20 protein-coding genes and 1 tRNA gene are annotated in these 21,268 nt (G+C 70.4%); 9 read left to right on the forward strand and 12 right to left on the reverse strand.

Annotated elements, in window-relative coordinates:
• Positions 1–123: 123 nt before the first annotated feature.
• On the forward strand, positions 124–2,343 hold the full coding sequence (locus ABD817_RS03145) for a transglycosylase domain-containing protein (RefSeq protein WP_344914725.1): 2,220 nt from the start codon (positions 124–126) through the stop codon (positions 2,341–2,343).
• A 264-nt stretch (positions 2,344–2,607) separates the two neighbouring features.
• Here the strand turns inward: ABD817_RS03145 and ABD817_RS03150 are convergent, their stop codons facing one another.
• Positions 2,608–3,066 (reverse strand): GatB/YqeY domain-containing protein, encoded by a 459-nt coding sequence (locus ABD817_RS03150; RefSeq protein ID WP_344914727.1) that lies wholly within the window; start codon positions 3,064–3,066, stop codon positions 2,608–2,610.
• A gap of 80 nt (positions 3,067–3,146) precedes the next feature.
• On the opposite strand from ABD817_RS03150, the gene ABD817_RS03155 reads away from it, so the two are divergent.
• Positions 3,147–4,070, forward strand: coding sequence for a metallophosphoesterase (locus ABD817_RS03155; RefSeq protein WP_344914729.1), 924 nt, complete (start codon positions 3,147–3,149; stop codon positions 4,068–4,070).
• 35 nt (positions 4,071–4,105) lie between these two features.
• Positions 4,106–4,179: transfer RNA gene (locus ABD817_RS03160), tRNA-Pro, on the forward strand.
• A 242-nt stretch (positions 4,180–4,421) separates the two neighbouring features.
• Here the strand turns inward: ABD817_RS03160 and ABD817_RS03165 are convergent.
• From ABD817_RS03165 to ABD817_RS03180, 4 genes are all read right to left on the reverse strand, one after another.
• Positions 4,422–4,922, reverse strand: a complete 501-nt coding sequence (locus ABD817_RS03165) for a GNAT family N-acetyltransferase (RefSeq protein WP_344914731.1) — start codon at positions 4,920–4,922, stop codon at positions 4,422–4,424.
• A 397-nt stretch (positions 4,923–5,319) separates the two neighbouring features.
• On the reverse strand, positions 5,320–6,489 hold the full coding sequence (locus ABD817_RS03170; protein WP_344914733.1) for an NAD-dependent formate dehydrogenase: 1,170 nt from the start codon (positions 6,487–6,489) through the stop codon (positions 5,320–5,322).
• A 112-nt stretch (positions 6,490–6,601) separates the two neighbouring features.
• Positions 6,602–7,552, reverse strand: coding sequence for a LysR family transcriptional regulator (locus ABD817_RS03175; protein ID WP_344914735.1), 951 nt, complete (start codon positions 7,550–7,552; stop codon positions 6,602–6,604).
• Positions 7,553–7,645: 93 nt separating this feature from the next.
• A complete protein-coding gene (locus tag ABD817_RS03180) occupies positions 7,646–8,569 on the reverse strand; it encodes a cation diffusion facilitator family transporter (protein WP_344914737.1) in 924 nt (307 codons plus the stop codon).
• An 89-nt stretch (positions 8,570–8,658) separates the two neighbouring features.
• Between ABD817_RS03180 and cmtR the strand changes: the two genes are divergently transcribed.
• From cmtR to ABD817_RS03200, 4 genes are all read left to right on the forward strand, one after another.
• Positions 8,659–8,991: a Cd(II)/Pb(II)-sensing metalloregulatory transcriptional regulator CmtR gene (gene cmtR, locus ABD817_RS03185; RefSeq protein WP_344914739.1), complete on the forward strand. Its 333-nt coding sequence runs from the start codon at positions 8,659–8,661 to the stop codon at positions 8,989–8,991.
• 130 nt (positions 8,992–9,121) lie between these two features.
• On the forward strand, positions 9,122–9,580 hold the full coding sequence (locus ABD817_RS03190; RefSeq protein ID WP_344914741.1) for a hypothetical protein: 459 nt from the start codon (positions 9,122–9,124) through the stop codon (positions 9,578–9,580).
• 148 nt (positions 9,581–9,728) lie between these two features.
• Positions 9,729–10,916, forward strand: a complete 1,188-nt coding sequence (locus ABD817_RS03195) for a PLP-dependent cysteine synthase family protein (protein ID WP_344914743.1) — start codon at positions 9,729–9,731, stop codon at positions 10,914–10,916.
• Complete coding sequence (locus ABD817_RS03200) at positions 10,913–12,190, forward strand: MFS transporter (protein ID WP_344914745.1); 1,278 nt, start codon at positions 10,913–10,915, stop codon at positions 12,188–12,190. The genes ABD817_RS03195 and ABD817_RS03200 overlap by 4 nt, the downstream gene beginning before the upstream one ends.
• A 97-nt stretch (positions 12,191–12,287) precedes the next feature.
• Here ABD817_RS03200 and ABD817_RS03205 read toward each other — a convergent pair whose 3' ends face one another.
• Positions 12,288–13,088 (reverse strand): methyltransferase domain-containing protein, encoded by an 801-nt coding sequence (locus ABD817_RS03205; protein ID WP_344914747.1) that lies wholly within the window; start codon positions 13,086–13,088, stop codon positions 12,288–12,290.
• Between the two features lie 28 nt (positions 13,089–13,116).
• Here ABD817_RS03205 and ABD817_RS03210 point away from each other — a divergent pair, with 28 nt between their 5' ends.
• On the forward strand, positions 13,117–13,524 hold the full coding sequence (locus ABD817_RS03210; protein ID WP_344914749.1) for a MerR family transcriptional regulator: 408 nt from the start codon (positions 13,117–13,119) through the stop codon (positions 13,522–13,524).
• Positions 13,525–13,569: 45 nt separating this feature from the next.
• On the opposite strand, the gene ABD817_RS03215 is transcribed toward ABD817_RS03210, so the two are convergent.
• The 4 genes from ABD817_RS03215 to ABD817_RS03230 form a co-directional block, all read right to left on the reverse strand.
• Positions 13,570–13,851 (reverse strand): metal-sensitive transcriptional regulator, encoded by a 282-nt coding sequence (locus ABD817_RS03215; protein ID WP_329088848.1) that lies wholly within the window; start codon positions 13,849–13,851, stop codon positions 13,570–13,572.
• Positions 13,852–13,930: 79 nt separating this feature from the next.
• A complete protein-coding gene (locus ABD817_RS03220) occupies positions 13,931–14,629 on the reverse strand; it encodes an isochorismatase family protein (protein ID WP_344914752.1) in 699 nt (232 codons plus the stop codon).
• Between the two features lie 57 nt (positions 14,630–14,686).
• Positions 14,687–15,835 carry an isochorismate synthase DhbC gene (gene dhbC / locus ABD817_RS03225; RefSeq protein WP_344914754.1) on the reverse strand — a complete coding sequence of 383 codons (1,149 nt, stop codon included), beginning with the start codon at positions 15,833–15,835 and terminating at the stop codon, positions 14,687–14,689.
• A gap of 83 nt (positions 15,836–15,918) precedes the next feature.
• Complete coding sequence (locus tag ABD817_RS03230; RefSeq protein ID WP_344914756.1) at positions 15,919–16,683, reverse strand: 2,3-dihydro-2,3-dihydroxybenzoate dehydrogenase; 765 nt, start codon at positions 16,681–16,683, stop codon at positions 15,919–15,921.
• Positions 16,684–17,136: 453 nt separating this feature from the next.
• Here ABD817_RS03230 and ABD817_RS03235 point away from each other — a divergent pair, with 453 nt between their 5' ends.
• Entirely contained in the window at positions 17,137–18,051 is a 915-nt protein-coding gene (locus tag ABD817_RS03235; protein WP_344914759.1) for a hypothetical protein, read from the forward strand.
• A gap of 223 nt (positions 18,052–18,274) precedes the next feature.
• Here the strand turns inward: ABD817_RS03235 and ABD817_RS03240 are convergent, their stop codons facing one another.
• The gene (locus tag ABD817_RS03240) at positions 18,275–19,195 is read right to left on the reverse strand and encodes a DUF1996 domain-containing protein (protein WP_344914761.1); all 921 of its coding nucleotides are present in this window, start codon (positions 19,193–19,195) and stop codon (positions 18,275–18,277) included.
• A gap of 96 nt (positions 19,196–19,291) precedes the next feature.
• Complete coding sequence (locus tag ABD817_RS03245) at positions 19,292–21,019, reverse strand: discoidin domain-containing protein (protein WP_344914763.1); 1,728 nt, start codon at positions 21,017–21,019, stop codon at positions 19,292–19,294.
• Between the last annotated feature and the right edge of the window lie 249 nt (positions 21,020–21,268).

A 21,268-nucleotide genomic window follows, 5' to 3' on the forward strand; every position in this document is an offset into this window, starting at 1 on the left:
TACAGGACAAACCCAAGCGAAGATGGCGATCCGTTACCGTTTGCGTCATCCGCCCGACGTACCCTGGGACTCGTGCAAGCTCAAGGCAAAGACCAGGGGTCTGTCATCGGCGCTATCGGTAATGTGCTGAAGCTGATCGGCGCGGCGGCTGTCACGGGTGTGCTCGTCGCCGCCGTGGCCCTTCCGGCAGTGGGCGGCGCGGGGATGACGGTGAACGCGGCGGCCGACGAGCTGCGCCTTCTCCCCGAGGAGCTCAAGGAGCCCCCCCTCGCCGAGAAGACCACCCTGCTCGACGCCGACGGCAAGCAGTTCGCCCAGTTCTACTTCGAGAACCGCGAGTCGGTGAAGCTGGACGAGGTCGCCGACGTCATGAAGACGGCGATCGTGGCGATCGAGGACTTCCGGTTCTACGAGCACGGGGCCATCGACATCGAGGGCACCTTCCGCGCGGCCGTGAAGAACGTCTCGGGCGGCGGGGTCGTCCAGGGCGGCTCCTCCATCACGCAGCAGTACGTCAAGCTCGTGCTGGTCAACGCCGCGGAGACCAAGGAGGAGCAGGACGCCGCGATCGCCCCCACGCTCTCCAGGAAGCTGAACGAGCTGCGCTACGCGCTGGCCGTCGAGGAGAAGTACACCAAGTCGGAGATCCTCGAGCGCTATCTGAACATCTCCTACTACGGCGCGGGCGCCTACGGCATCCAGGCCGCGTCCAAGCGTTTCTTCAACAAGCCGGCCTCGAAGCTGTCCCTGTGGGAGGCGGCCACCCTCGCCGGGGCCGTGCAGAACCCGAGCGTGACCGACCCCAGCGCGGGCAAGGCCTCCCGCGACCGGCTGCTGGAGCGGCGCAACATCGTGCTGAGCCGGATGGCCGAGCTCGGCAAGATCACGCCGCAGGAGGCCGAGGAGGCCAGGAAGAAGAAGCTCGGCTTCAAGAACATCGAGGCCCCCGGCGGCTGCGAGGAGAGCCCCTACCCGTACTTCTGCCTCTACGTCCGGCAGGAGATCGCGACGAACGAGGACTTCGGCAAGACCCGCAAGCAGCGCGAGAGGCTGCTGCAGCGAGGCGGCCTGGTCATCAAGACGACGCTCGACACGAAGGCGCAGAAGGCCGCGGAGCGGGCGATCAAGGACTACGTCAAGACCAGTGACAAGCCGGTCGCGTCGCAGGCGATGATCGTCCCCGGCACCGGAGCCGTCAAGGCGATGGCCGCCAGCCGCAAGTTCGGCAGGAACAAGAAGAAGAACGAGATCAGCTACAACCTCGTCGGCGACAAGGCCCACGGCGGCGGAGCGGGCTTCCAGGCGGGCTCCACGTTCAAGCCCTTCACTTTGCTGACCGCCCTGGACCAGGGCATGAAGCTGAACGACGGCTTCACCACCGGTTCCGTCTACCACGCGCCCAGCATCGGCTCGTTCCGCGACTGCAAGGGCAACGGGGTCGGCGACCCCAAGCACCCGGTCGCCAACTCCAGCGAAGGCGGCGGCGGCTTCAAGACCCTCACCACCGGCACCCTGGGCTCGGTCAACACCTTCTTCATGCGCCTGCAGCAGGAGGTCGGCCTCTGCGAGACGGTCAAGATGGCCAAGAGCCTGGGCATCAAGCGCGCCGACGGCAAGGCGCTCGGCGAGTTCGAGACCTTCACGCTCGGGATCAACGAGATGGACCCGGTGACGGTCTCCGGCGCCTACGCGACGATCGCCGCCCGCGGCACCTACTGCAGTCCGATGGTGATCACCGAGAGCACCGACCGTGCGGGCAAGAAGACCTCGTACAAGCCGAAGTGCAAGCAGGTCCTGGACGAGGAGGTCGCCGACGCGGCCACCCACATCATGTCCGGGGTCTTCACCAAGGGCACGATGTCCGGGGTCGGCGGCATCGGCCGCCCGGCGGCGGGCAAGACCGGCACCACCGACGCCTACACCGCCGCCTGGTTCGCCGGGTTCACCCCCGACCTCGCCTCCGCGGTCAGCATCGGCGACCCGCGCGGCGCCTTCAAGTACGACCTGACCGGCGTGACCATCGGCGGGCGCTACTACAGCTACGTGTACGGCGCCGAGATCTCCGGGCGGATCTGGAAGGACTCCATGATCGACGCGCTCAAGGGCGTCGAGGCGACCTCCTTCACCCCGGTGAACATGGGGCGCTTCGGCGGCTGCTCCGGCGGCCGGTGCGCGCCCAAGCCCCCGCCGGAGCGCGATGGCGACGGCCCCCGTGACGGCCGGGGCGACAACGGCGACAACGGCGACAACCCGTTCAGGCAGGACGGCGGCGGCCAGGAGGTCAACGACGGCGCCCCGATCGGCCCGTTCGGCGGCGCCCCGATCGCCCCCGCCGTCCCCTAGCGGCGCCGGGGCCCGAAAACACCGGAGCCCTCCTCCACCGGACCCCTCGAAGGTCCCGTGGAGGAGGGCTCTCGCCGTACGGGCCCCTTACCGGGACCTCGCCGTCTCAACGAGGCGGGCCGGTAGCGCCGACGCGGCCTTACGCTCGTTCCCGGGCTACCCGGATCGGCCAGGTCGGCCGGATCCGGCGGATCAGCTCAGCCAGCCGGATCAGCCCGGTTGGGCGGATCAGCTCTGCTGGCCGGATCGGTCAGGTCGGCCGGATCAGGATGACGCCAGGCGGGCCCGTACGGCCTGTGCGACGCGACCGCCCTCGGCGCGGCCGGCGACCTTCGGGTTCACGATCTTCATGACCTGGCCCATGGCCTGCGGCCCGGTGGCACCGCTCTCGGCGATGGCCTCGTCCACGAGCCCGGCGAGCTCCTCGTCGGACAGCTGCGCGGGCAGGTACGCCTCCAGCACGGCCTGCTCGTCGACCTCCGCCTGAGCCTGCTCCACCCGGCCGGCCCCGCTGAACGCCTCGGCGGCCTCGCGGCGCTTCTTGGCCTCCTTGGCCAGCACCTTGACGATCTCGTCGTCACTGAGCTCGCGTGCCGTCTTGCCCGAGACCTCCTCGACGTTCACGGCCGCGAGGGCCATGCGAATCGTGCGGGTGCGGATCTCGTCCCTGCTCTTCATGGAGGCCGTGAGATCGGCCTTCAGCTTGTCCTTCAATGCGCTCATGACGTCCATCTTGCCGCCTCACCAGCCCAGCTGTATCCCGAGTTTCCGTTCGAGGGCCCGATCTCGGGCATGATGAGAAGGTGAGGAAAGCAGCCGCGGTGCCCCTGTCCCTGCTCGGTGTCGGCCTGTCCGGCCTCGCGTACGCCTCGATCGTCGAGCGCAACGCGTTCCGGCTGCGCCGCTTCGACGTGCCCGTTCTGGAGCCGGGGCAGCGGCCGGTGCGCATCCTCCACCTGTCCGACCTGCACCTCACCCCCGGCAGGCGGATGCTCATCGACTGGGTGCGCTCGCTGGGGGCCCTCAACCCCGACCTGGTGGTCAACACCGGCGACTCCATCGCGCACCCCGACGCGATCGCGCCCCTCCTGCACGCCCTGGAGCCCCTGCTGTCCCGGCCGGGCCTGTTCGTCTACGGCTCCAACGACATGTACGAGCCTCGGCCGAAGAACCCCGTACGCTACCTCTGGCGCACATCCAAGACCGACTACGGCCAGAAGATCCCCAACCTTCCCTGGGAGGAGCTGGGCGCCGCCATGGCCGCCGAGGGCTGGCTCGACGTGAACAACACCACTGCCCGCCTCAAGGTCGGCGATCTCGACGTGGCCGTGGGCGGCATCCACGACTCCCACATCAACCTCGACCGCTACGACCTGATCGCCGGTCCCGCCCCCGCCGCGGCCGATCTTCGCCTGGGCGTGATGCACTCGCCGGAGCCCCGCAACCTGACCCGCTTCGCCGCCGACGGCTACCAGCTGCTGCTCGCCGGGCACACCCACGGTGGCCAGCTCTGCGTGCCCTTCTACGGCGCCCTGGTCACCAACTGCGGCATCGACCGGGCCCGCGTCAAGGGCATGAGCCGCCACGACTCCGCCTACCTCCACGTCTCCGCCGGTCTCGGCACCAGCCCCTACGCCCCGGCCCGTTTCGCCTGCTACCCCGAGGCCAGCCTTCTGACCCTGATGCCCCGCCGCCGGGGCGACGCAAGCACCCACGAAGTCCGCTAGACTTTCCCAAGCACGAGCAAGACCGGACGTGCGACCGGGGTGTGGCGCAGCTTGGTAGCGCGCTTCGTTCGGGACGAAGAGGCCGCAGGTTCAAATCCTGTCACCCCGACGTTGAATGTCCCGAAGTGAAAGCCTGGTCACCGGAAATGGTGACCAGGCTTTTTGCTTTGTGGCCGCGATCGGGCCGAGACCGGCCCTGGCCGACCCTGGCTGGCGAACGGCGATTCGATGGAATTCGTTGGTTTTCCCCTGTCGCGTCCGCCCGGCTCAGCCCGTGCGGCCCTGCGAGACCGAGGGCATGAATCGCCCCTGCCGTGACCGGCCGGTGAATCGCTGCCCGGCGGCCCGGGATCAGCCCTCCCCGGGCGCGGGTTCCCCGGGGCCGGCGTGCCGCAGCCAGACGTAGTCGACCGGCTGGGCGACGTTCCACTCCGCCGCCAGGTGGGCGTCGACCAGCAGGAAACCGGCTCCCCGGTAGCACCGCAGGGCTCGGTCGTTGTCCGGGTGCACGCGCATGAAGACGTTCGCGTAGCCCGCTTCCCGCGCCAGCGCGGCCAGTCCTCGCACCAGTTCCCGCCCGATTCCCCTGCCTCGGGCACCGGGGGCCACGATGATCCGGGCGAGTTCGATCTCGTCCTCCTCGGTGTCGACCCACAGCTCCCCGTAGCCGAGCGGGCCCTCCTCCGCGAGGAGCAGGTGGGAGCGAACGTCCTCTCCACGCTGCCAGTCGGCGACGACCCGCGCCGGCAGGGGGAACTCGTGCCGTCCGCACCACATCGCGACCTCCAGCGGCGAGGCGGGCCAGCCCGCGACCGTGGCCGCGTACGTCGCGGTGAAGGGCAGCAGATCCATGCCTGATCCATTCGTCTCCACGGCCGGTGGACACGACCGTGCAGCACGACATCATCCACCGGCGGGTCACCGTCGTGAAGGTCCCCCCTCGCGTTTCCTCCCGGTGACCCGAGCCGGTGACCCGAGCCCGCCTTGCCCACAGATCCCCCGCCCGGCACCCCGTACGCCCGGCGTCGCGAGCGCGGGTCCTCTCCCGGCGGCTCCGGACCGGCACGGACGTCGGCGGGACCCGCCGGGCACCGCGACGAGATCCTCCGGGCCGTCGCACGCGGGCGCGCCACCCGGGGCGACGACCGGGCGACGTGGATCCGCCGCCCGGTGGCCCGGAGGGATCAGGTCCCGTCCGCGGAGAGGGTTTTCTCACCGTCGCGAGTCGACGGGCCGGTCAGAATGCCGCCTATTTGCGGTCCTTGGCCACGGAATAGGAGTGAGCGCCGGTTCCGGCGAGCTTTCCGCCCTGGACGATGAGATATTCGGGGCGAATGGGGGTGCCGTCCAGCCACGACTCCAGGATCTCCCGGGTTCCCGCGGCGTAGCGGGCCTGGGCGGAGAGGGAGGATCCGGAGATGTGCGGGGTCATGCCGTGGTGGGGCATGGTGCGCCAGGGGTGGTCGGCGGGGGCGGGCTGGGGGTACCAGACATCACCCGCGTACCCGGCCAGCTGCCCGCTCTCCAGGGCGCGGACGATGGCGTCGCGGTCGCAGATCTTGGCGCGGGCGGTGTTGATCAGGTAGGCGCCGCGCTTCATGGTGGCGAGCAGTTCGTCGTTGAACATCCCCTCGGTCTCGGGGTGCAGGGGGGCGTTGACGGTCACCACGTCGCAGGCGGGGACCATGTCGGCGGTGGTGGGGTGGAAGGTGAGCCCGAGTTCCTCTTCGACCTCGGCCGGCAGGCGGTGGCGGTCGGTGTAGTGCAGGTGCACGTCGAAGGGCTTGAGGCGGCGCAGCACGGCCAAGCCGATGCGCCCGGCGGCGACGGTACCGACGTGCATGCCCTCCAGGTCGTAGGAGCGGGCCACGCAGTCGGCGATGTTCCAGCCCCCGTCGAGGACCCGCTGGTTGGAGGGCAGGTAGTTGCGGACCAGGGACAGGATCATCATCGCGACGTGCTCGGCGACGCTGATGCTGTTGCAGAAGGTGACCTCGGCCACGGTGACGTCGTGCTCGATGGCCGAGTCCAGGTCGACGTGGTCGGAGCCGATGCCCGCCGTGATGGCCAGCTTCAGGTTGGCCGCCCTGGCGAGCCGCTCGGGGGTGAGGTACGCGGGCCAGAACGGCTGGGAGATGACCACGTCGGCGTCGGGGAGCTCGCGGTCGAACGCGGAGTTCTCCCCGTCCTTGTCGGAGGTGACGACCAGGGTGTGGCCTCGGCTCTCCAGGAAGGCGCGCAGGCCCAGCTCTCCGGAGACGCTGCCGAGCAGGTGCCCGGGGGTGAAGTCGGTCCCCTGGGGAGTGGGCAGGGTCTGGCCGCCGGGGTAGTGCGCGATGTGCGGAAGGTCGTCGCGGGCGTAGGAGGTCGGGTAGCCGTTCTCCGGGTCGTCGTACAGGACGCACAGCACCTTCGCCATGACATCTACTCCTCGTCTTTTTACATACGGATTTCGTGCAGCTACTTTTCACCTTCCTCGCCATTGCCATAAAACGTCAAAATGAAAATTCCTATGTATAGATAGATGATATCTATGTGTCGTTCTTTCGCGCGGGCGGGCCGGACAGGTAGCCGTGCAGCAGCCCGTCCAGGACGGCACGCATGTCGACGCCGCGGGCGGCGTCCAGGAGGGCGCGCGCCAGCACGGGTTCGGGGGTGCGGTCGGCGATGACCAGGCCGACCCGGGGTGCCCGGGACGGGTGCTCCAGCCGGATCACCCGCATCCCCTCGGGCACCCCGAACATGTGCAGCCAGGTGTGCGCGATCACGCTGGACCAGCGGTGGGTGGCGACGTGGGCGTACAGCGCAGAGACGGTGTCGGTCTCGATCGCCGGTACGACGACGGCGCCGGCCTCGGCGAAGATCTCGTCCAGGATGCGCCGGTTCTGCATCTGCGGCGTCAGCAGGCACAGCGCGAGCGTCGCCACCTCGGCCCAGCGCACCACGGCGCGGCCGGCCAGCTCGCCGTCGTCCGGGGTGAGCAGCAGGTAGCGCTCCTCGTACAGCGGCGCCGTCCGCACGTTTCCCAGGGAGTCGCCGTCCAGGTAGGTCATGGCGATGTCGAGATCGAACTCGGCCAGCCTCCGGGTGATCTCGTGCGACGACAGCGATTCCAGCGACACCCGGACGTGGGGGTGGCGTTCGCAGAACGGCGTGGTCAGCAGCGGCGCGACGGTCAGCGCGGTGGGGATGGCTCCCATCCGCAGCGTGCCCGACAGGCTGCCCCGCATCGTCGAGAGATCGTCGAGCAGCGCGTCGCGTTCGGCGAGGATCCGGTGCGCCCACAGCAGCACGCGCTCCCCCTCGGGGGTGAGCCCGGCGAACCGGCGGCCCCGGCGCACGATGGGGACGTCCAGCTCGCGCTCCAGTTTCCGGATCGCCGCCGACAGGGACGGCTGCGAGACGTGGCAGGCGGCGGCCGCCCGAGCGAAGTGCCGCTCGCGGGCCAGCGCGACGAGATACTCCAACTGCCGCAAAAGCACGCCACAGCATGCCCTCATCTCGCCCGTCCCGTCTACACCCCACGCGGCGCCCCGGTCCGTACCGGTGGCATCGCCCGTGCGCGGCACGCCACCTCAGCGGTGCCGGGCGCCCTCGTGGTCGGCGTGGCCCGCGGGTTCCAGTTGCAGCGTGGAGTGCTCGACGTCGAAGTGACCGGCCAGGCACTCGTGCAACCGGTCCAGCACCGGGCCGAAGGAGCCGTCCACCAGGACGCCGTCCGCCATCACGACGTGGGCGGACATGACCGGGAGCCCCGAGGTGATGGTCCAGGCGTGCAGGTCGTGGACGTCGATGACGCCCGGCGTCTCCATCAGGTGCCTGCGGACCTCCTCCAGGTCGACGCCCCGGGGAACGGCTTCGAGCAGGATGTCCACGGCCTCGCGCAGCAGGCTCCAACTGCGCGGCACGATCAGCAGGGCGATGACGACGGAGACGATCGGGTCCGCCGTCGTCCAGCCGGTGAACGCGATGACGACCGCGGCGACGATCACCGCGACCGAGGCCAGCAGGTCGCCGAGGACCTCCAGGTAGGCGCCCCGCAGGTTGAGGCTCTCCGCCTGGCCGGGGCGCAGCAGCCACAACCCGACCGCGTTGGCGGCCAGGCCGACCCCGGCCGCCACGAGCATCACCGTTCCGCCGACCGGCTCGGGATCGACGAAGCGCCGGACGGCCTCGTACAGGATGTAGAGGCTCAGGGCGAGGAGGACGACCGCGTTGATCGCGGCGGCGAGGATCTCCGCCCGCTGGTAGCCGAAGGTCCGCCGGGCACTGGCGGGCTTGCCGGCCATCCAGACGGCGAACAGCGCCAGCGCGATGCCCGCGGCGTCGGCGGCCATGTGCCCGGCGTCGGCGAGCAGCGCCAGGCTGCCCGACAGCGTCGCGCCGACGACCTCGACGACGAGCACGGCGAGGGTCAGCAGCAGCACGACGACCAGGCGCCCGCTGTGTGCCGCCGCCGCCGTCGGCTTCGTGTGCCCGTGCCCGTGTCCGTGCCCCATGACGCTCCATCTCCGTCGTTCGTCGATACAGTCCTCAGTGTTTATACAGCAACCACTGTATATACAGCAACTGATGTATTGTGATAACCATGCTCACCGCCGCGACGCGTCTTGACGCGATGGCCCGCCTTGGAAGGGCACTGGCCGACCCCAACCGCTGCCGGATGCTCATCGCCCTCCTCCAGGGACCCACCTACCCGGCGCGACTGGCCGAGGACCTCGGGCTGACGCGCCAGAACGTGTCCAACCACCTGTCGTGCCTGCGCGGCTGCGGTCTGGTGGTCGCGGTGCCCGAGGGACGCCAGACCCGGTACGAACTGTCCGACCAGCGCCTCGCGCACGCCATCGAGGACCTCGTCCACGTCGTGCTCGCCGTCGATCCCGACCACCACGACGCCCACGAGGCGGGCCCAACGGGGTAGCTCCATACCGGCATCACCGGCTCCTTCAACCTCATAACTGCCCATCTAGCGCTCTTTAGTGGCATAAAGTAACCCCCCGGAGTCGAGTGACGACAGACGGTAATGTACGTTTGTGGTCATGATCGTGTCGATGCGGCGAGTCGCTCAGCACGGAGGCGTCGCCTTCGCGCTAGGGCTGGCCGTGCTCGGTGCCGTCGTGTTGATGCACCTGGCGCTGTGCGTCGTGGTCCCCGCGCATCGGGGACACCTTCACGCGCCCGGCCACCTGCCACCGGCCATCCCGGACAGCGGCGTGATCGCCGCCGACGTGGGGCGCCTCACCCTGATCGGCGCCGAGGTGCCCACGGACCACGTACCGTGCCCGGCGCCGCCGCCTGCCGAGGAGGATCACCACCTGTGCGGCGCGGCGGCCGGGGTGCAGATCACCGGGGCGCGCGCGCCGGTGCCGACCGGCCCGGTCATCGGTGACCCGGTGGCCGCCGAGGACGCCTCGGCGCCCGCACCGCCGCCCGCGCGGCATCGCGCGCGACCGGTCCGCCCGCCCCCCGGGGCGGCGTTACTCCTTCTCAAATCCGTTTCCCGTATATAAGCCCGCCCCGCGGGCCCGCTCTTCAACGACTCCGCGCTCCTCAGAGCTCATCGCGAGGCTCCTCGCGAGCTCCTCACGAGCGGTACGAGCCGTCGCTGACGCGTGCCCAGAAGCGAGTTGATCACATCGCATTCAGGGGAAACGGATCATGACATACACACTTAATTCACCGCAGATCGACACCGTCTCGCTCAGCCGGCTGATCACCGGGGCCACCTGCCACACTCCCGAGCACATGGTCGGCAACACGCCGGTGCTCTGGGTTCCCGAGATCGCCTCGGGGCTGGGGCACGGGTTCTGGGCGAAGCTGGAGGGCGGCAATCCCGGCGGGATCAAGGACCGCTCCGCGCTCCACATCATCGAGCGGGCGCGCGAGCGCGGCCTGCTGCGGCCGGGAGCGCCCATCGTGGAGTCCACCAGCGGGACCTTCGGGCTGGGCCTGGCGCTGGCCGGCGTCGTCCACGGCCACCCGGTGACGCTGGTGACCGACCCGGGCATGGAACCGCTGATGCGCCGGCTGCTGTCGGCCTACGGGGCCCGCGTCGTCCTCGTCACCGAACCGCACCCGGTGGGTGGCTGGCAGCAGGCCCGCCGCCTGCGCGTGCGGGAACTGCTCGGCGAGCACCCGGACGCCTACTGCCCCGACCAGTACAACAACCCCGACAACGTCGCCGCCTACGCGGGACTGGCCGTGGAACTGGCCGGGCAGCTCGGGCGGATCGACGTCCTGGTGTGCAGCGTGGGCACCGGCGGCCACAGCGCCGGCGTCCATCGCGTGCTCCGGCGCTTCTACCCCGACCTGCGGCTCGTCGGCGTCGACACGATCGGCTCGACCATCTTCGGCCAGCCCGCGCGCTCGCGGCTCATGCGCGGCCTGGGCAGCAGCATCTACCCGCGCAACGTGGCGTACGAGGCCTTCGGGGAGGTCCACTGGGTCGCGCCCGCGGAGGCGGTCTGGGCCTGCCGGCGCCTGGCCGCGCTGCGGTACGCCACCGGCGGCTGGAGTGTCGGCGCGGTGGCCCTGGTGGCGTCCTGGCTGGCCCGCGAGCTGCCCGGGCACACCCGGATAGCGGCGATCTTCCCCGACGGCCCGCACCGCTACTTCGACACCGTTTTCAACGACGACTACTGCGCGGAACGCGGCCTGCTCGGCGCGCCTCCGGCGACGGACCCCGACGAGGTCGCCCATCCGGCCGAGCGCGAGCTGGCGCGCTGGACGCGATGCGCGACCGTGCTCGACCCGGCCACCTTCCCGGGAGACGGCTTCACGGGGGATGGCGCCCGCGCCGAGGTCACCGCCGCCGGGGAGACGACCGGGGAAGGCGTCCCGCGGTGAGGAGCACCCTGGCCCTGGCCCGCTCCTTCGACCGGCCGGTGAAGCTGCTGCTGGTCAACCAGCTCACCATCAACACCGGCTTCTACATGCTGATGCCCTATCTGGCCGGTCACCTGTCGGGAACGCTGGCGCTGCCGGCCGCGCTGGTCGGCCTGGTCCTGGGCATCCGCAACCTCAGCCAGCAGGGCATGTTCCTGGTCGGCGGCACCCTCGCCGACAGGCTCGGCCACAAACCCATGATCGTCGCGGGCTGCGGGCTGCGTACGGTCGCGTTCCTGCTGCTCGCCGTGGCCGACTCCCTGCCCGTGCTGGTGATCGCCTCGGCGCTGACCGGGTTCGCCGGCGCGCTGTTCAATCCCGCCGTACGGGCCTACCTCGCCCGCGAGGCCGGGGCGCGGAAGGTCGAGGCGTTCGCCGCGTTCAACGCCTTCTCCCAGGCCGGCATCCTGATCGGGCCGCTCATCGGCCTGCTGCTCAACGCGGTGGCCTTCAGGCTCGTCTGCCTGGTCGCGGGGGTGATGTTCGCGGTCCTGACGGTCGCCCAGACGCGAGCCCTGCCCTCGGGGGCCGCCCGGGAGGACGGGGACGGGCGGGGTGTGCTGCCGGCCTGGCGCGGGGTGGTCGGCGACCGGCCGTTCCTGCTGTTCTCACTGGCCATGATCGGTTCCTACGTGCTGAACTTCCAGGTCTACCTGGGGCTGCCGCTGGAGATCCGCCGGGTGACGGGTGGCGAGCTGGGGATCACCCTCGTGTTCGCCGTCTCGGCGGTGATGACCCTCGCCGGGCAGGCCCGCCTGACGGCGTGGGCGACCCGGCGGTGGCGACCGCCGCGGGCCATCGCGTGGGGCCTGGTCCTGATGGGGCTCGCCTTCGCCCCCCTGGCCCTGGCCGCCCCCTGGGCGGGCACCGTCGCCGTGCCGTCCGGCGGCGCCGCCGGGGTGCTCGCGCTGGTCCCCGTTCTGGGGACGGCGGTGCTGCTCAGCCTGGCCACCATGATCATCTATCCGTTCGAGATGGCGACCATCGCCACCTTCGGCGGCCGGCACATGGTGGGCACGTACTACGGGCTCTACAGCACCCTGGCCGGGGTCGGCGTCGCCGCGGGCAACCTCCTCACCGGGTGGGCCCTGGATCTGGGTGCGCGGACCGGCCTGCCGAGCCTGCCGTGGCTCGCCCTGGCCCTGATCGGCCTCGGCTGCGCCGCGGCCGTCGCCGCCCTGGACCGATCGGGACGCCTCGCGACGTCACCGGAGGCCGCTCCGGCGACGGCATGAGGCACTCCCGGCCGGTCCGGTCCTGACGGTCGGCGGGGACGGGTCCGCCTCACCGAGGTGAGGCGGACCCGCACCCCCGCGGCATCCCCGCCGGTCGTCAGGAGCGGCGCGCGGCCGCGACGAACAGCGGCACGGCCAGGAAGAGCCGTCCGGTACGCGCGCGTTCGGCCTGCTCCGCCATCCACCTATCGGCGTCGTCCCCGGTGACGGCACCCGCGGCACGGGCGGCACCGGCGGTCCTCACGAGCATGGGCAGCGCCGGCGGGCCGTCGAGGACACCGGTGTGGACCTCCACGGTGACGTCGTCGAATCCGGCGTCCAGCAGGAGGGCGCGATAGGCGCGGGCGGCGCGGGGCGCGGGGATGAGGTCGGCGCGGGCGTGCACGATGGTCCGGGTGAGGGCCGGGGTGTCGGAGTCGACGACGAAGGTGTCCCAGTCCTGCCCGATCAGGACGACGCGCCCATCCGCGGCGAGCACCCGTCGCGCCTCGCCGAGCGCCCCGGCGGGGTCGTCGAACTCGTGGTAGAGCTTCTCGGCGCGATACCCGGCCAGTTCCCCGTCCTGGAACGGCAGCTCGCGGGCGTCACCGACGCGGAGATCCGCGCCGGGCTCGCGCCGGCGCCCCTCGGCGACCATCGGCTCGCTGAGGTCGACACCGGTCGCCCGCGCGCCGCGCCGGGTCAGCTCCGCGACGGCCAGGCCGGTCCCGCAGCCGACGTCGACCACGGGGGCCCCGGGCGCGAGGTGGAGCAGGTCGTAGGAGCGGGCGCGCAGCCGGACGGAGTCGGGGAGGGCGTCGAGCGCGTCGAGCATCCGGAACAGCTCGGTGACGGGGTCGCCTTCCGGTGTTGCCCGCTCCAGATGGTCTGCGTGGTCTGTGACGGTGTCATTGGACATGTCATCGAGGATGCGACTTAATGCCGACATGAAGTCAAGCGACGATGACGCGATGATGAGCATCGGCGAGATCGCCCGGCGATTCGGCCTGCCCACCCATGTCCTGCGGCACTGGGAGTCCATGGGACTTCTGACCCCCGCCCGCGTCAGGGCCGACCGTCGCCGCTACGACCGTGACCATCTCTATCGTGTCGCGGTGATCCTGCGCGCCAAGGAGGCCGGGTTCTCCCTCGCCGACATCCGGGAGATGATCGCCACCGGCGACCCGGAGGCGCGGCGCGACATCCTGCGCCGCAGGCACGCGGACCTGACCCGACGCGTCGCCCAGGCGCGGTCGTCGCTCCACATGATCGAATGTGCGCTGAGCTGCGACCACGAGGACTTCACCGGCTGCGCCCACTTCCAGCGCACCCTGGCGGAGAAGATCGGCGTGTGAGCGTGCGCGACGGGGCCGGTGACGGCGACGCCCGTCGCGACACGTTCAGGAACGGACGAGGCGGGCGATGGCGTCGGACGCCTCCCTCACCTTCTCCTCGGCCTCGGCGCCACCCTTGGCGGTGGCCTCGGCCACGCAGTGCGCCAGGTGCTCCTCCAGCAGGGACAGCGCGAAGGACTGCAGCGCCCGGTTGGCCGCCGACACCTGGGTGAGGATGTCGATGCAGTACTTGTCCTCCTCGACCATCCGCTGCAGGCCCCGCACCTGTCCCTCGATCCGGCGCAGCCGCCGCAGATGGTCCTGCTTGCTGGCGGTGTATCCGTGCATCTCTCCCCCTCCGCTCGGCCTCCCCTACCAAAGAATACCCCCCGATAGTATTCAAAACAGCCTCGCGAACCGGGCTCGGCTACCCGCCTCCACCGCCGACCGTCCCGGCGGGCGTCTCAGCCGTCTCGACGGGCGGCGACACGGACGACTCCCACCCGCGCAGCAGCCCCCGGGTGGCGACCGTGACCGCGCAGCGCTGCGCGGCGTACGTGAGGGCCATGGTGTGGTGTTCCGGGGAGAAGTCGGCGACGGCGTCGGCGACGAGGAACGGCTGGAGGTCCTGCATGAAGGCGTCGCAGGCGGTCATGAGGCAGCCGATGTGCGCGTACACACCACAGACGATGATCTGGTCGCGCCCCATGGCCTCCATCCGGGCGCGCAGGTCGGTCCGATGGAAGGCGCTGTAGCGCCACTTGGTGAGCAGGATGTCGGACTCCGCGGGGAGGAGGCTCGCGACGATCTCGCTCTCGCGGAGGCCGGGGATGCCCGAGCCCCAGAAGTCCTGGAGCAGGCCGCGCTCGTGTCTGCTCTGGCCACTGGGCTGCATCGAGTAGACGACGGGGATCCCCAGCCCGGCGCAGGCGTCGCGCAGGAGACCGATGTTGGCGATGAGCCCGGTCAGCGGCGGGGCACCGGCGGCGAAGGGGGCGAGGAAGTAGTTCTGCATGTCGTGGACCAGCAGGATGGCGCGGCTCGGCTCAGGGCGCCAGCTCACCCGGTTCTCGGGAAGATCGTCCTCTCCCGGCAGCGGGTAAGGGGCGATCTGGGGAAGGGCCACGGGCACTGTCTCCTTTCCTGCTTTCCTGCGGTGGCGGATCTCTCCTGCGACGGCGGGTCAGCGGACCTGGTCCAGGCCGACGGCGCGGAGCATGGTCTGGAACTTGGCGGTGGTCTCGGCGAGCTCGGTCTCCGGTACCGACCCCGCGACGATCCCCGCGCCCGCGAACAGCCTCAGGGTCTGGTCGGCGATCTCGGCGCAGCGGATGGTCACCACCCACTCGCCGTCGCCCGTCGCGTCGCCCCACCCGACCAGGCCGGCGTACAGGCCTCGGTCGAACGACTCGATCTCCTCGATCGCCCGGCGCGCGGCCCCCGCGGGCGTACCGCAGACGGCGGGGGTGGGGTGCAGCACGGTGGCCAGCTCCAGCGACGTGACCGCCGGGTCGTCCAGCACGCCGGTGATCCGGGTCGACAGGTGCCACATGGAGGCGGTGGACAGCGGCGAGGGACCGGCGGGAACGGACAGCCTGCTGCAGTACGGGCGCAGTGCCTCCACGATGCTCTCGATCACCAGGGCGTGCTCGCGGAGGTCCTTGTCCGAGGCGAGCAGGGCGCGGGCCCGTTCGCGGTCGACGACGGGGTCCGGGTGGCGGGGCGCGGATCCCGCGAGCGGGTTCGTCGTGATCCGGCGGCCGGAACGGGAGACGAGCAGTTCGGGGCTCGCTCCCAGGAGGGTGCGGGCCGTGCCGTCGCCCGACGGCAGGTCGACCGCGTAGCCGTAGGCCTGCGGGTCGCGCCGGACGAGGTTGCGCAGGACGCGGCCGACGTCGACGGGGGCGCCCATGGTGATGTCCAGGGTGCGCGCCAGCACGATCTTCTGGAGCTCCCCGGTGGTCAGCTTGGCCAGCGCCTTCTCCACACCGCGTACGTAGTCGCCGGGGTCGGAGATCGGGCCGAATCCGGTGAACGTCCCCGCGATCCGTTCGGGGGCGGCGGAGAGACCGGCCGGCGGGCTCGTCCAGCAGACGGCGGCGGGTACCAGCAGGCGCGCGGGACGGTCGTCACGGAAGGGGATCGCGCCCACCACGACGGGGTTGGGGTGACCGGAGTCCCGCGCGTCGCGCAGGGCCGAGGCGACGCGGCCCCGCAGGCTCGTCGTCCCGGAAGCGGGAACCTCCCGGTCCACCCCTCTGGCGAGCAGGGTCCGGGTCGGCGAGGAGAAGAAGAAGGTGCCGGGCTCGTAATCCCCCAGAAGGTCGGGCATTCGAGACATGGTGAGGGCGTCGTTCGGCGACATGGTGAAGAGGTCTCCTGTCGGGAGGGGTCCAGGAACAAGGGGGTGCCGTACTACGACCGGAGCGTGGCGCCCCCGTCGACGTACAGGTCCTGCATGGTGATGTGCCTGGCACGGTCGGAGGCCAGGAAGAGGACGGCGTCCGCGATGTCGGCGGGATCGGCGAGCCTGCCGAGGGGGATGCCCACCCGGAAACTGGCCGGTGAGCCCTCGATGGCCGTCCGGGCGTCGTGGCCGCCGGTCCACAGGGCACGCTGCATGGGGGTGTCGGTGGAGCCGGGCGACACCACGTTGCAGCGGATGCCGTACGGCGCCAGCTCCAGGCCGAGACACTTGGTGAACTGCGCGGCGGCGGCCTTGGAGGCGGCGTAGGCCGACATGTTCGTCCGGGGCACGCCCGCGGCGTTGGACCCCACGGTGACGATCGCCCCGGATCTGCGGGGGATCATCCGGCGGGCGACCGCGCGGGACAGGTGGAAGACCCCGCCGGTGTTGACGGCGAAGGTGCGGGCCCAGTCGTCGTCGCTGATGGCGACGGCCGGTCCTGAGCAGAGCACTCCGGCGACGTTGACGAGCAGCTCGATCGGGCCGAGATCGGCCTCGACCCGCGCGACCACGTCGTCGACGGCGGCGCTGTCGGTGATCTGGCAGGGGTAGGCGACCGCGGCGCCGAGCCCGGCGGCGACCCGCTCGACCCGCTCCGCGTTCACGTCGAGGGCGGCGACGCGCGTGCCTGTCGCAGTCAGGGCTCGCGCCACCGCCTCGCCGATGCCCTGTGCCGCACCGGTGACCATGGCCACCGCGCCGTCCGTCACCATGCCCTCACCGTTCTCGCCATCCCTGCTGTCCCTGCCGCGTACGTGGTGTCACCGCGGCTCTCGCCCGGCCCTCGCCACGGTCAGCCTGTGCCGGTAGGCAGGTTAGCCCCATCACTTTGGGTCGCGCAGCAAAAACTTATAGTTACTTTTCACAGATCAGGAGGACATCACGGGGGTTAGTGGGAACACTCCGGACTGCGGGGCCTTGTGATCCGGGGAGACCCCGGGCGGCGGATCGGCCCCGGTGGCGGCTCTTCGGAGCGGAGCCGGTCCCTGTGCTCCCACCCGACTGAGGGGCGAATTGACACGTTTGTGGTTGGTCAACACCGTGTCAACTGACATGACTTAACATCGTCCATCGTGACAAATCAGGATATTTCAGGGCAGCGGACACATCTTCCCCCCGCACCCCCGGCCGAACCCCCCGTAGAGCTTGTGGAGTCCGTGGAGTCCGTGGAGTCCACGGAGGAGGGGAACAACAGCGGCGTCCTGGCGATGATCGAGCGCATCGGCTCGGTCGTCGTCCCGATCGGCGTCGCGCTCTACGCCGTCCTCTACCTCGGCGTGGAGCAGATGTACGGGGTGTTTAACATCAGCCCGCAACAGGCGGGAATCGACCAGTCCGTCCTGCTCGGCCGGTTGATGGGGACGCTGATCCTGCTCCTGCTGGTCGTCGTGCCGCTTCTCGGCCTCGTCGTCGGGATCGGCTGGCTGGCCGACAGGGTGACGCGCGGCGCGGTCGGAAGGATCACGGCGGCCATACGGCGACGGCCCTGGGTGGCCGCCCTGATCGCCGCGCTGTGGTGCGGCGCGACCTACTGGGGCCTGCTGGACCTGCTGGGCGGGCTCGACCTCGCCGCCATGGTCGTCGTGGCGGTGGGACTGGGCGTGCTGACGTTCCTGGTGCCGTTCCGGCTGCTGCGCCGCAAGCCCGTCGGCCGCGCCGGCATGAAGGTGCTCACCGGCGCTCTCACGGGCATCGGCCTGGGGTTCCTGCTGATCCTGCAGATGATGACGGGAGCGGGCAAGGTGCAGGAGACGGGCCAGGCCAACGATCTCCTCCCCTTCGTCGGATTCCAGGACCAGTGGACCGTCATCAAGAACGCCGAGGACGACAAGCCCCTCTACGAGGGCCGGTGGATGATGCTGCTCGGCGAGAGCGAGGGCACGTACGTCTTCTACGACTGCGACAAGCTGGAGACCTTCCGGCGCCCGATCGAGACCACGAACCTCGGCAGCATCCAGCTCCAGCCCAAGCGGGAGGCGGGCTACCGGTGCGGCACCCTCGCCGAGCAGGACGAGCAGGACGGGCAGGACGAGCAGGACGGGCAGGACGAGCAGGACGAGCAGGACGAGCAGGCCGAATAGCCCGAGCGAGCGAGGGCGAGGGCCGGTAGGCGTACCCCGTGCCTCGTTTTCCGAGACGCCCGTGACGGCGGGACCCGATGTTCCGGGTCCCGCCGCCGGGGACGGCACGGGGGGTCGGTGCGAGGAGTCGATGTGGAGTCGGCTCTCGCACCGGTGCCGTCAGACCGAGATGCCGTATCGGCACACCGCTGTCAGGACGGGATGCGAATCCGGCACCCCGGCGTCAGGACGGGGTACCGTCCGCGCCGCACTTGATGACCGGGCGGATGCAGTCACGCACGCGACGCTCCATCTCGGCCACCGGCCAGGCGTTGAAGAAGTCGCCGTGCATGGTGTATCCGCGGCCCGACGCCAACCGGAAGTTGGCCGGGTTCCCGTTCACCGGGTAGCGCAGCACCTGGCGCAGCTTCGGCACCGGCACCGGGTGCGAGGCCGGGCAGGCCTGGTTGACCGGGTAGGCCATGTGGCTCTTGTGGTCGGCCGAGTCCAGGTTCCGGCCGTCCCAGCACTGCGGGAAGTCCAGGTAGGACTCCATCATGGTTCCCGCCGGGCAGGTCACGAAGTCCTTGGACGGCGGGACGTGACCGGCGTGCAGGCACGACCAGCGGGCGTTGCTGGTCGGGTCGTTGGGGGTGGTCGCCTTGGCGTTGCCCGCGACGATCCGCAGGCCCAGCGGGAGCGCCTGGGTCCGCGCGACGATGTCGGAGCGCACGCCCTCACCCAGGTAGTAGAACGTGGTGATGGTCGGCTCCACCGGGGTGTTGCCGTTGTACAGGGTCGGCACCCAGTACGACGACAGGTCGGTGCGCGGGTTGCAGTTGCTGGGGGAGTTCTGCAGGGACGCCAGCGTCGTGTTGGCGTTGGTGGTGGTGCTGCCGAAGAAGCTGTGCATGTGCGACGCGCCGGGCATGCCCGGGAAGATGATCGGGTCGTCGGGCAGCCGGTGGCTGAACGGGCAGTCGGCGAGGAACTCCGCCACCCGTACGACCGCGGCGGACGAACCCCCTGCCTGAGCCTTCGACGTCGCGCTTGCCTGGGTGGTCTGAATGACGAGGGACGTGCCCAGGAGCGCCACTATGGCGGCTACCAGGGTCAGCGGGCGTAACCGGCTTCGTAGACGGGCTGGGGCTAGTGCCGGGTGCATGGATGGACTCCTTTTTGGGGGGACTCCGGCCGGTGGGGCTCCGGTTCTGGGGAGGCTCCGGCACGGCTCTCCCGAGCCGTGCCGGAGCGGAGGGGGTTACTTGTAGACGCGCACATAGTCGACGAGCATCTGCTTGGGGAAGCCGGTGCTGGCGTCCGGCGGGCCGGGCCAGTCACCGCCCACCGCGAGGTTGAGGATGATGTAGAACGGGTGGTCGAAGACCCACGGCCCGCGCGTCGCCTCGACCTGCGCCTTGCTCAGGGTGAGGACCGTCCGGCCGTCCAGGGTGTAGACGATGCCCTTGCTGTCCCAGGTCGCGGCCCAGACGTGGAAGTCGTCGGAGAAGTCCGCGCCGTTGGGCAGCGTGTAGGGGGAGCCGATGCCGCCGCCACCGTTGTAGGCGGGGGCGTGGATGGTCGAGTAGGAGGTCTTGACGTCCTTGCCGAGCACCTCGAGGATGTCGATCTCCCCGTTGTACGGCCAGGGCCTGCCGGTGAGGAAGTCGGCGCCCATCATCCAGAACGCCGGCCACAGGCCGTTGCCCTTCGGGACCTTGACGCGCGCCTCGACCTTGCCGTACGTGAAGGTGAACTTGCCGCCGGTGTTGATGCGGCCGGAGGTGTACCGGCAGGGTCCGCCGGGGCAGGACGATCCGGCGGTGGTCTCCTGCCGCGCCGTGATGACGAGGTTGCCGGCGCCGTCCATCGCGGTGTTCTCGGGCTTGTAGTACTCAAGCTCGTTGTTCGGGCCGGTGCCGGGGTCCTGCGTCCACTTGGCCGCGTCGGGCCTGGTGCCCGCGCCACCGTTGAACTCGTCACTCCAGACGAGCGTCGTCGGCGGGTTGGCCGGGTCCGGCGGGAGCGGCGGCGGCGTGATCGGGGCGCCACCGGTGCCCCAGACCTGGAACTCCCACAGCGAGTAACCGTACGGGGTGGCGCGCTGCGTGCCGTACATGCGCACGTAGCGGCCGGTGCCGTTCACGGTCAGCGTCTGCTTGAAACCGGTGCCGGTCGTCGTGGAGTAGATCGGCGTCCAGGTGCTGTTGTTGTCCGAGACCTGGATCTGGAACGCCCTGGCGTAGGCCGGGTCCCACTGGAGGACGACCTGCTTGATCTGCGCTGTCGCGCCGAGGTCGACGGAGATCCAGCCGGGGTCGACCCAGCCGGTGGTGGAGCTGGTCGCCCAGCGGGAGGCGGCGTCGCGGTCGAACGCCCGCGCCGGGGTGCACTCCCAGCAGTTGCCGTCGCTCTGCGAGGTCGAGGCCGCGCCGGGCTTGCCGTAGGACAGCAGCTTGAGCGCGCCCGGGTCGGGGTCGGGGTCGGGGTTGCCGCCGCCGATGGTCCCGTAGACCTGGAACTCCCACAGCGAGTAGCCGTACGCGGTGGCGCGCTGGGTGCCGTACACGCGCACGTAGCGGCCGGTGCCGTTGACGGCCAGCGTCTGGTTGCCGCCGGCGCCGGTGGTCGTGGAGTAGATCGGGGTCCAGGTGGTGCCGTTGGGCGAGGTCTGGATCTGGAAGGCCCTGCCGTAGGCGGCCTCCCAGTTCAGCGTCACCTGCGTGATGGTCGCGCTGGCACCGAGGTCGACCTGGATCCACTGTGGGTCGCTGAACCCGCTGGACCAGCGGGTGCCCGCGTTGCCGTCCACGGCCGCGGACGCGGGGAAGGCCACGTTCTCCGAGGACGAGGCGGTCGCCGTCTTGCCCTGGGAGATCAGGGCGTCGGCCGCCGCCGCGGGCATGACCGCGAGACAGGACGTGACGAGGGTGACTGCCGCGGCTATCAGCAGGGCCATGCGGCGGCCGGGACTTCGGGACGAGGGCATCGCGTCTCCTCGGGGGGTGGGGGGTGCGTACCGGTATCGAGTCGGGGAGCGCTCTCTCAACCAGAGATTGCTCTCGTCCGACAGCGGCTGTCAAGTGTCCGTTTAACCAGGATGAAACGGACTACACACGATCTGGCAATCAACTGCACACCTGGGGGAGCGCTCCCGGATAATCCTTTGCATCGTTACAACACGCTGTGAGCTGGGCCTAAGAAGATCCTTTGCGGGTAGCGCTTTCCCAGATTTCCT

The sequence above is a fragment of the Streptosporangium oxazolinicum genome, from assembly GCF_039537505.1.
Taxonomy (GTDB): Bacteria; Actinomycetota; Actinomycetes; order Streptosporangiales; family Streptosporangiaceae; genus Streptosporangium; species Streptosporangium oxazolinicum.

Coding starts and splice junctions, on each gene's coding strand:
- ABD817_RS03150 (WP_344914727.1), bottom strand. CDS start 3,066: ATGAGCGCATTGAAGGACAAGCTGAAGGCCGATCTCACGGCCTCCATG.
- ABD817_RS03165 (WP_344914731.1), bottom strand. CDS start 4,922: ATGGATCTGCTGCCCTTCACCGCGACGTACGCGGCCACGGTCGCGGGC.
- ABD817_RS03170 (WP_344914733.1), bottom strand. CDS start 6,489: ATGGCGAAGGTGCTGTGCGTCCTGTACGACGACCCGGAGAACGGCTAC.
- ABD817_RS03180 (WP_344914737.1), bottom strand. CDS start 8,569: ATGGGGCACGGACACGGGCACGGGCACACGAAGCCGACGGCGGCGGCG.
- cmtR (WP_344914739.1), top strand. CDS start 8,659: ATGCTCACCGCCGCGACGCGTCTTGACGCGATGGCCCGCCTTGGAAGG.
- ABD817_RS03190 (WP_344914741.1), top strand. CDS start 9,122: ATGCGGCGAGTCGCTCAGCACGGAGGCGTCGCCTTCGCGCTAGGGCTG.
- ABD817_RS03195 (WP_344914743.1), top strand. CDS start 9,729: ATGACATACACACTTAATTCACCGCAGATCGACACCGTCTCGCTCAGC.
- ABD817_RS03205 (WP_344914747.1), bottom strand. CDS start 13,088: ATGTCCAATGACACCGTCACAGACCACGCAGACCATCTGGAGCGGGCA.
- ABD817_RS03210 (WP_344914749.1), top strand. CDS start 13,117: ATGAAGTCAAGCGACGATGACGCGATGATGAGCATCGGCGAGATCGCC.
- ABD817_RS03215 (WP_329088848.1), bottom strand. CDS start 13,851: ATGCACGGATACACCGCCAGCAAGCAGGACCATCTGCGGCGGCTGCGC.
- dhbC (WP_344914754.1), bottom strand. CDS start 15,835: ATGCCCGACCTTCTGGGGGATTACGAGCCCGGCACCTTCTTCTTCTCC.
- ABD817_RS03230 (WP_344914756.1), bottom strand. CDS start 16,683: ATGGTGACGGACGGCGCGGTGGCCATGGTCACCGGTGCGGCACAGGGC.
- ABD817_RS03240 (WP_344914761.1), bottom strand. CDS start 19,195: ATGCACCCGGCACTAGCCCCAGCCCGTCTACGAAGCCGGTTACGCCCG.
- ABD817_RS03245 (WP_344914763.1), bottom strand. CDS start 21,019: ATGCCCTCGTCCCGAAGTCCCGGCCGCCGCATGGCCCTGCTGATAGCC.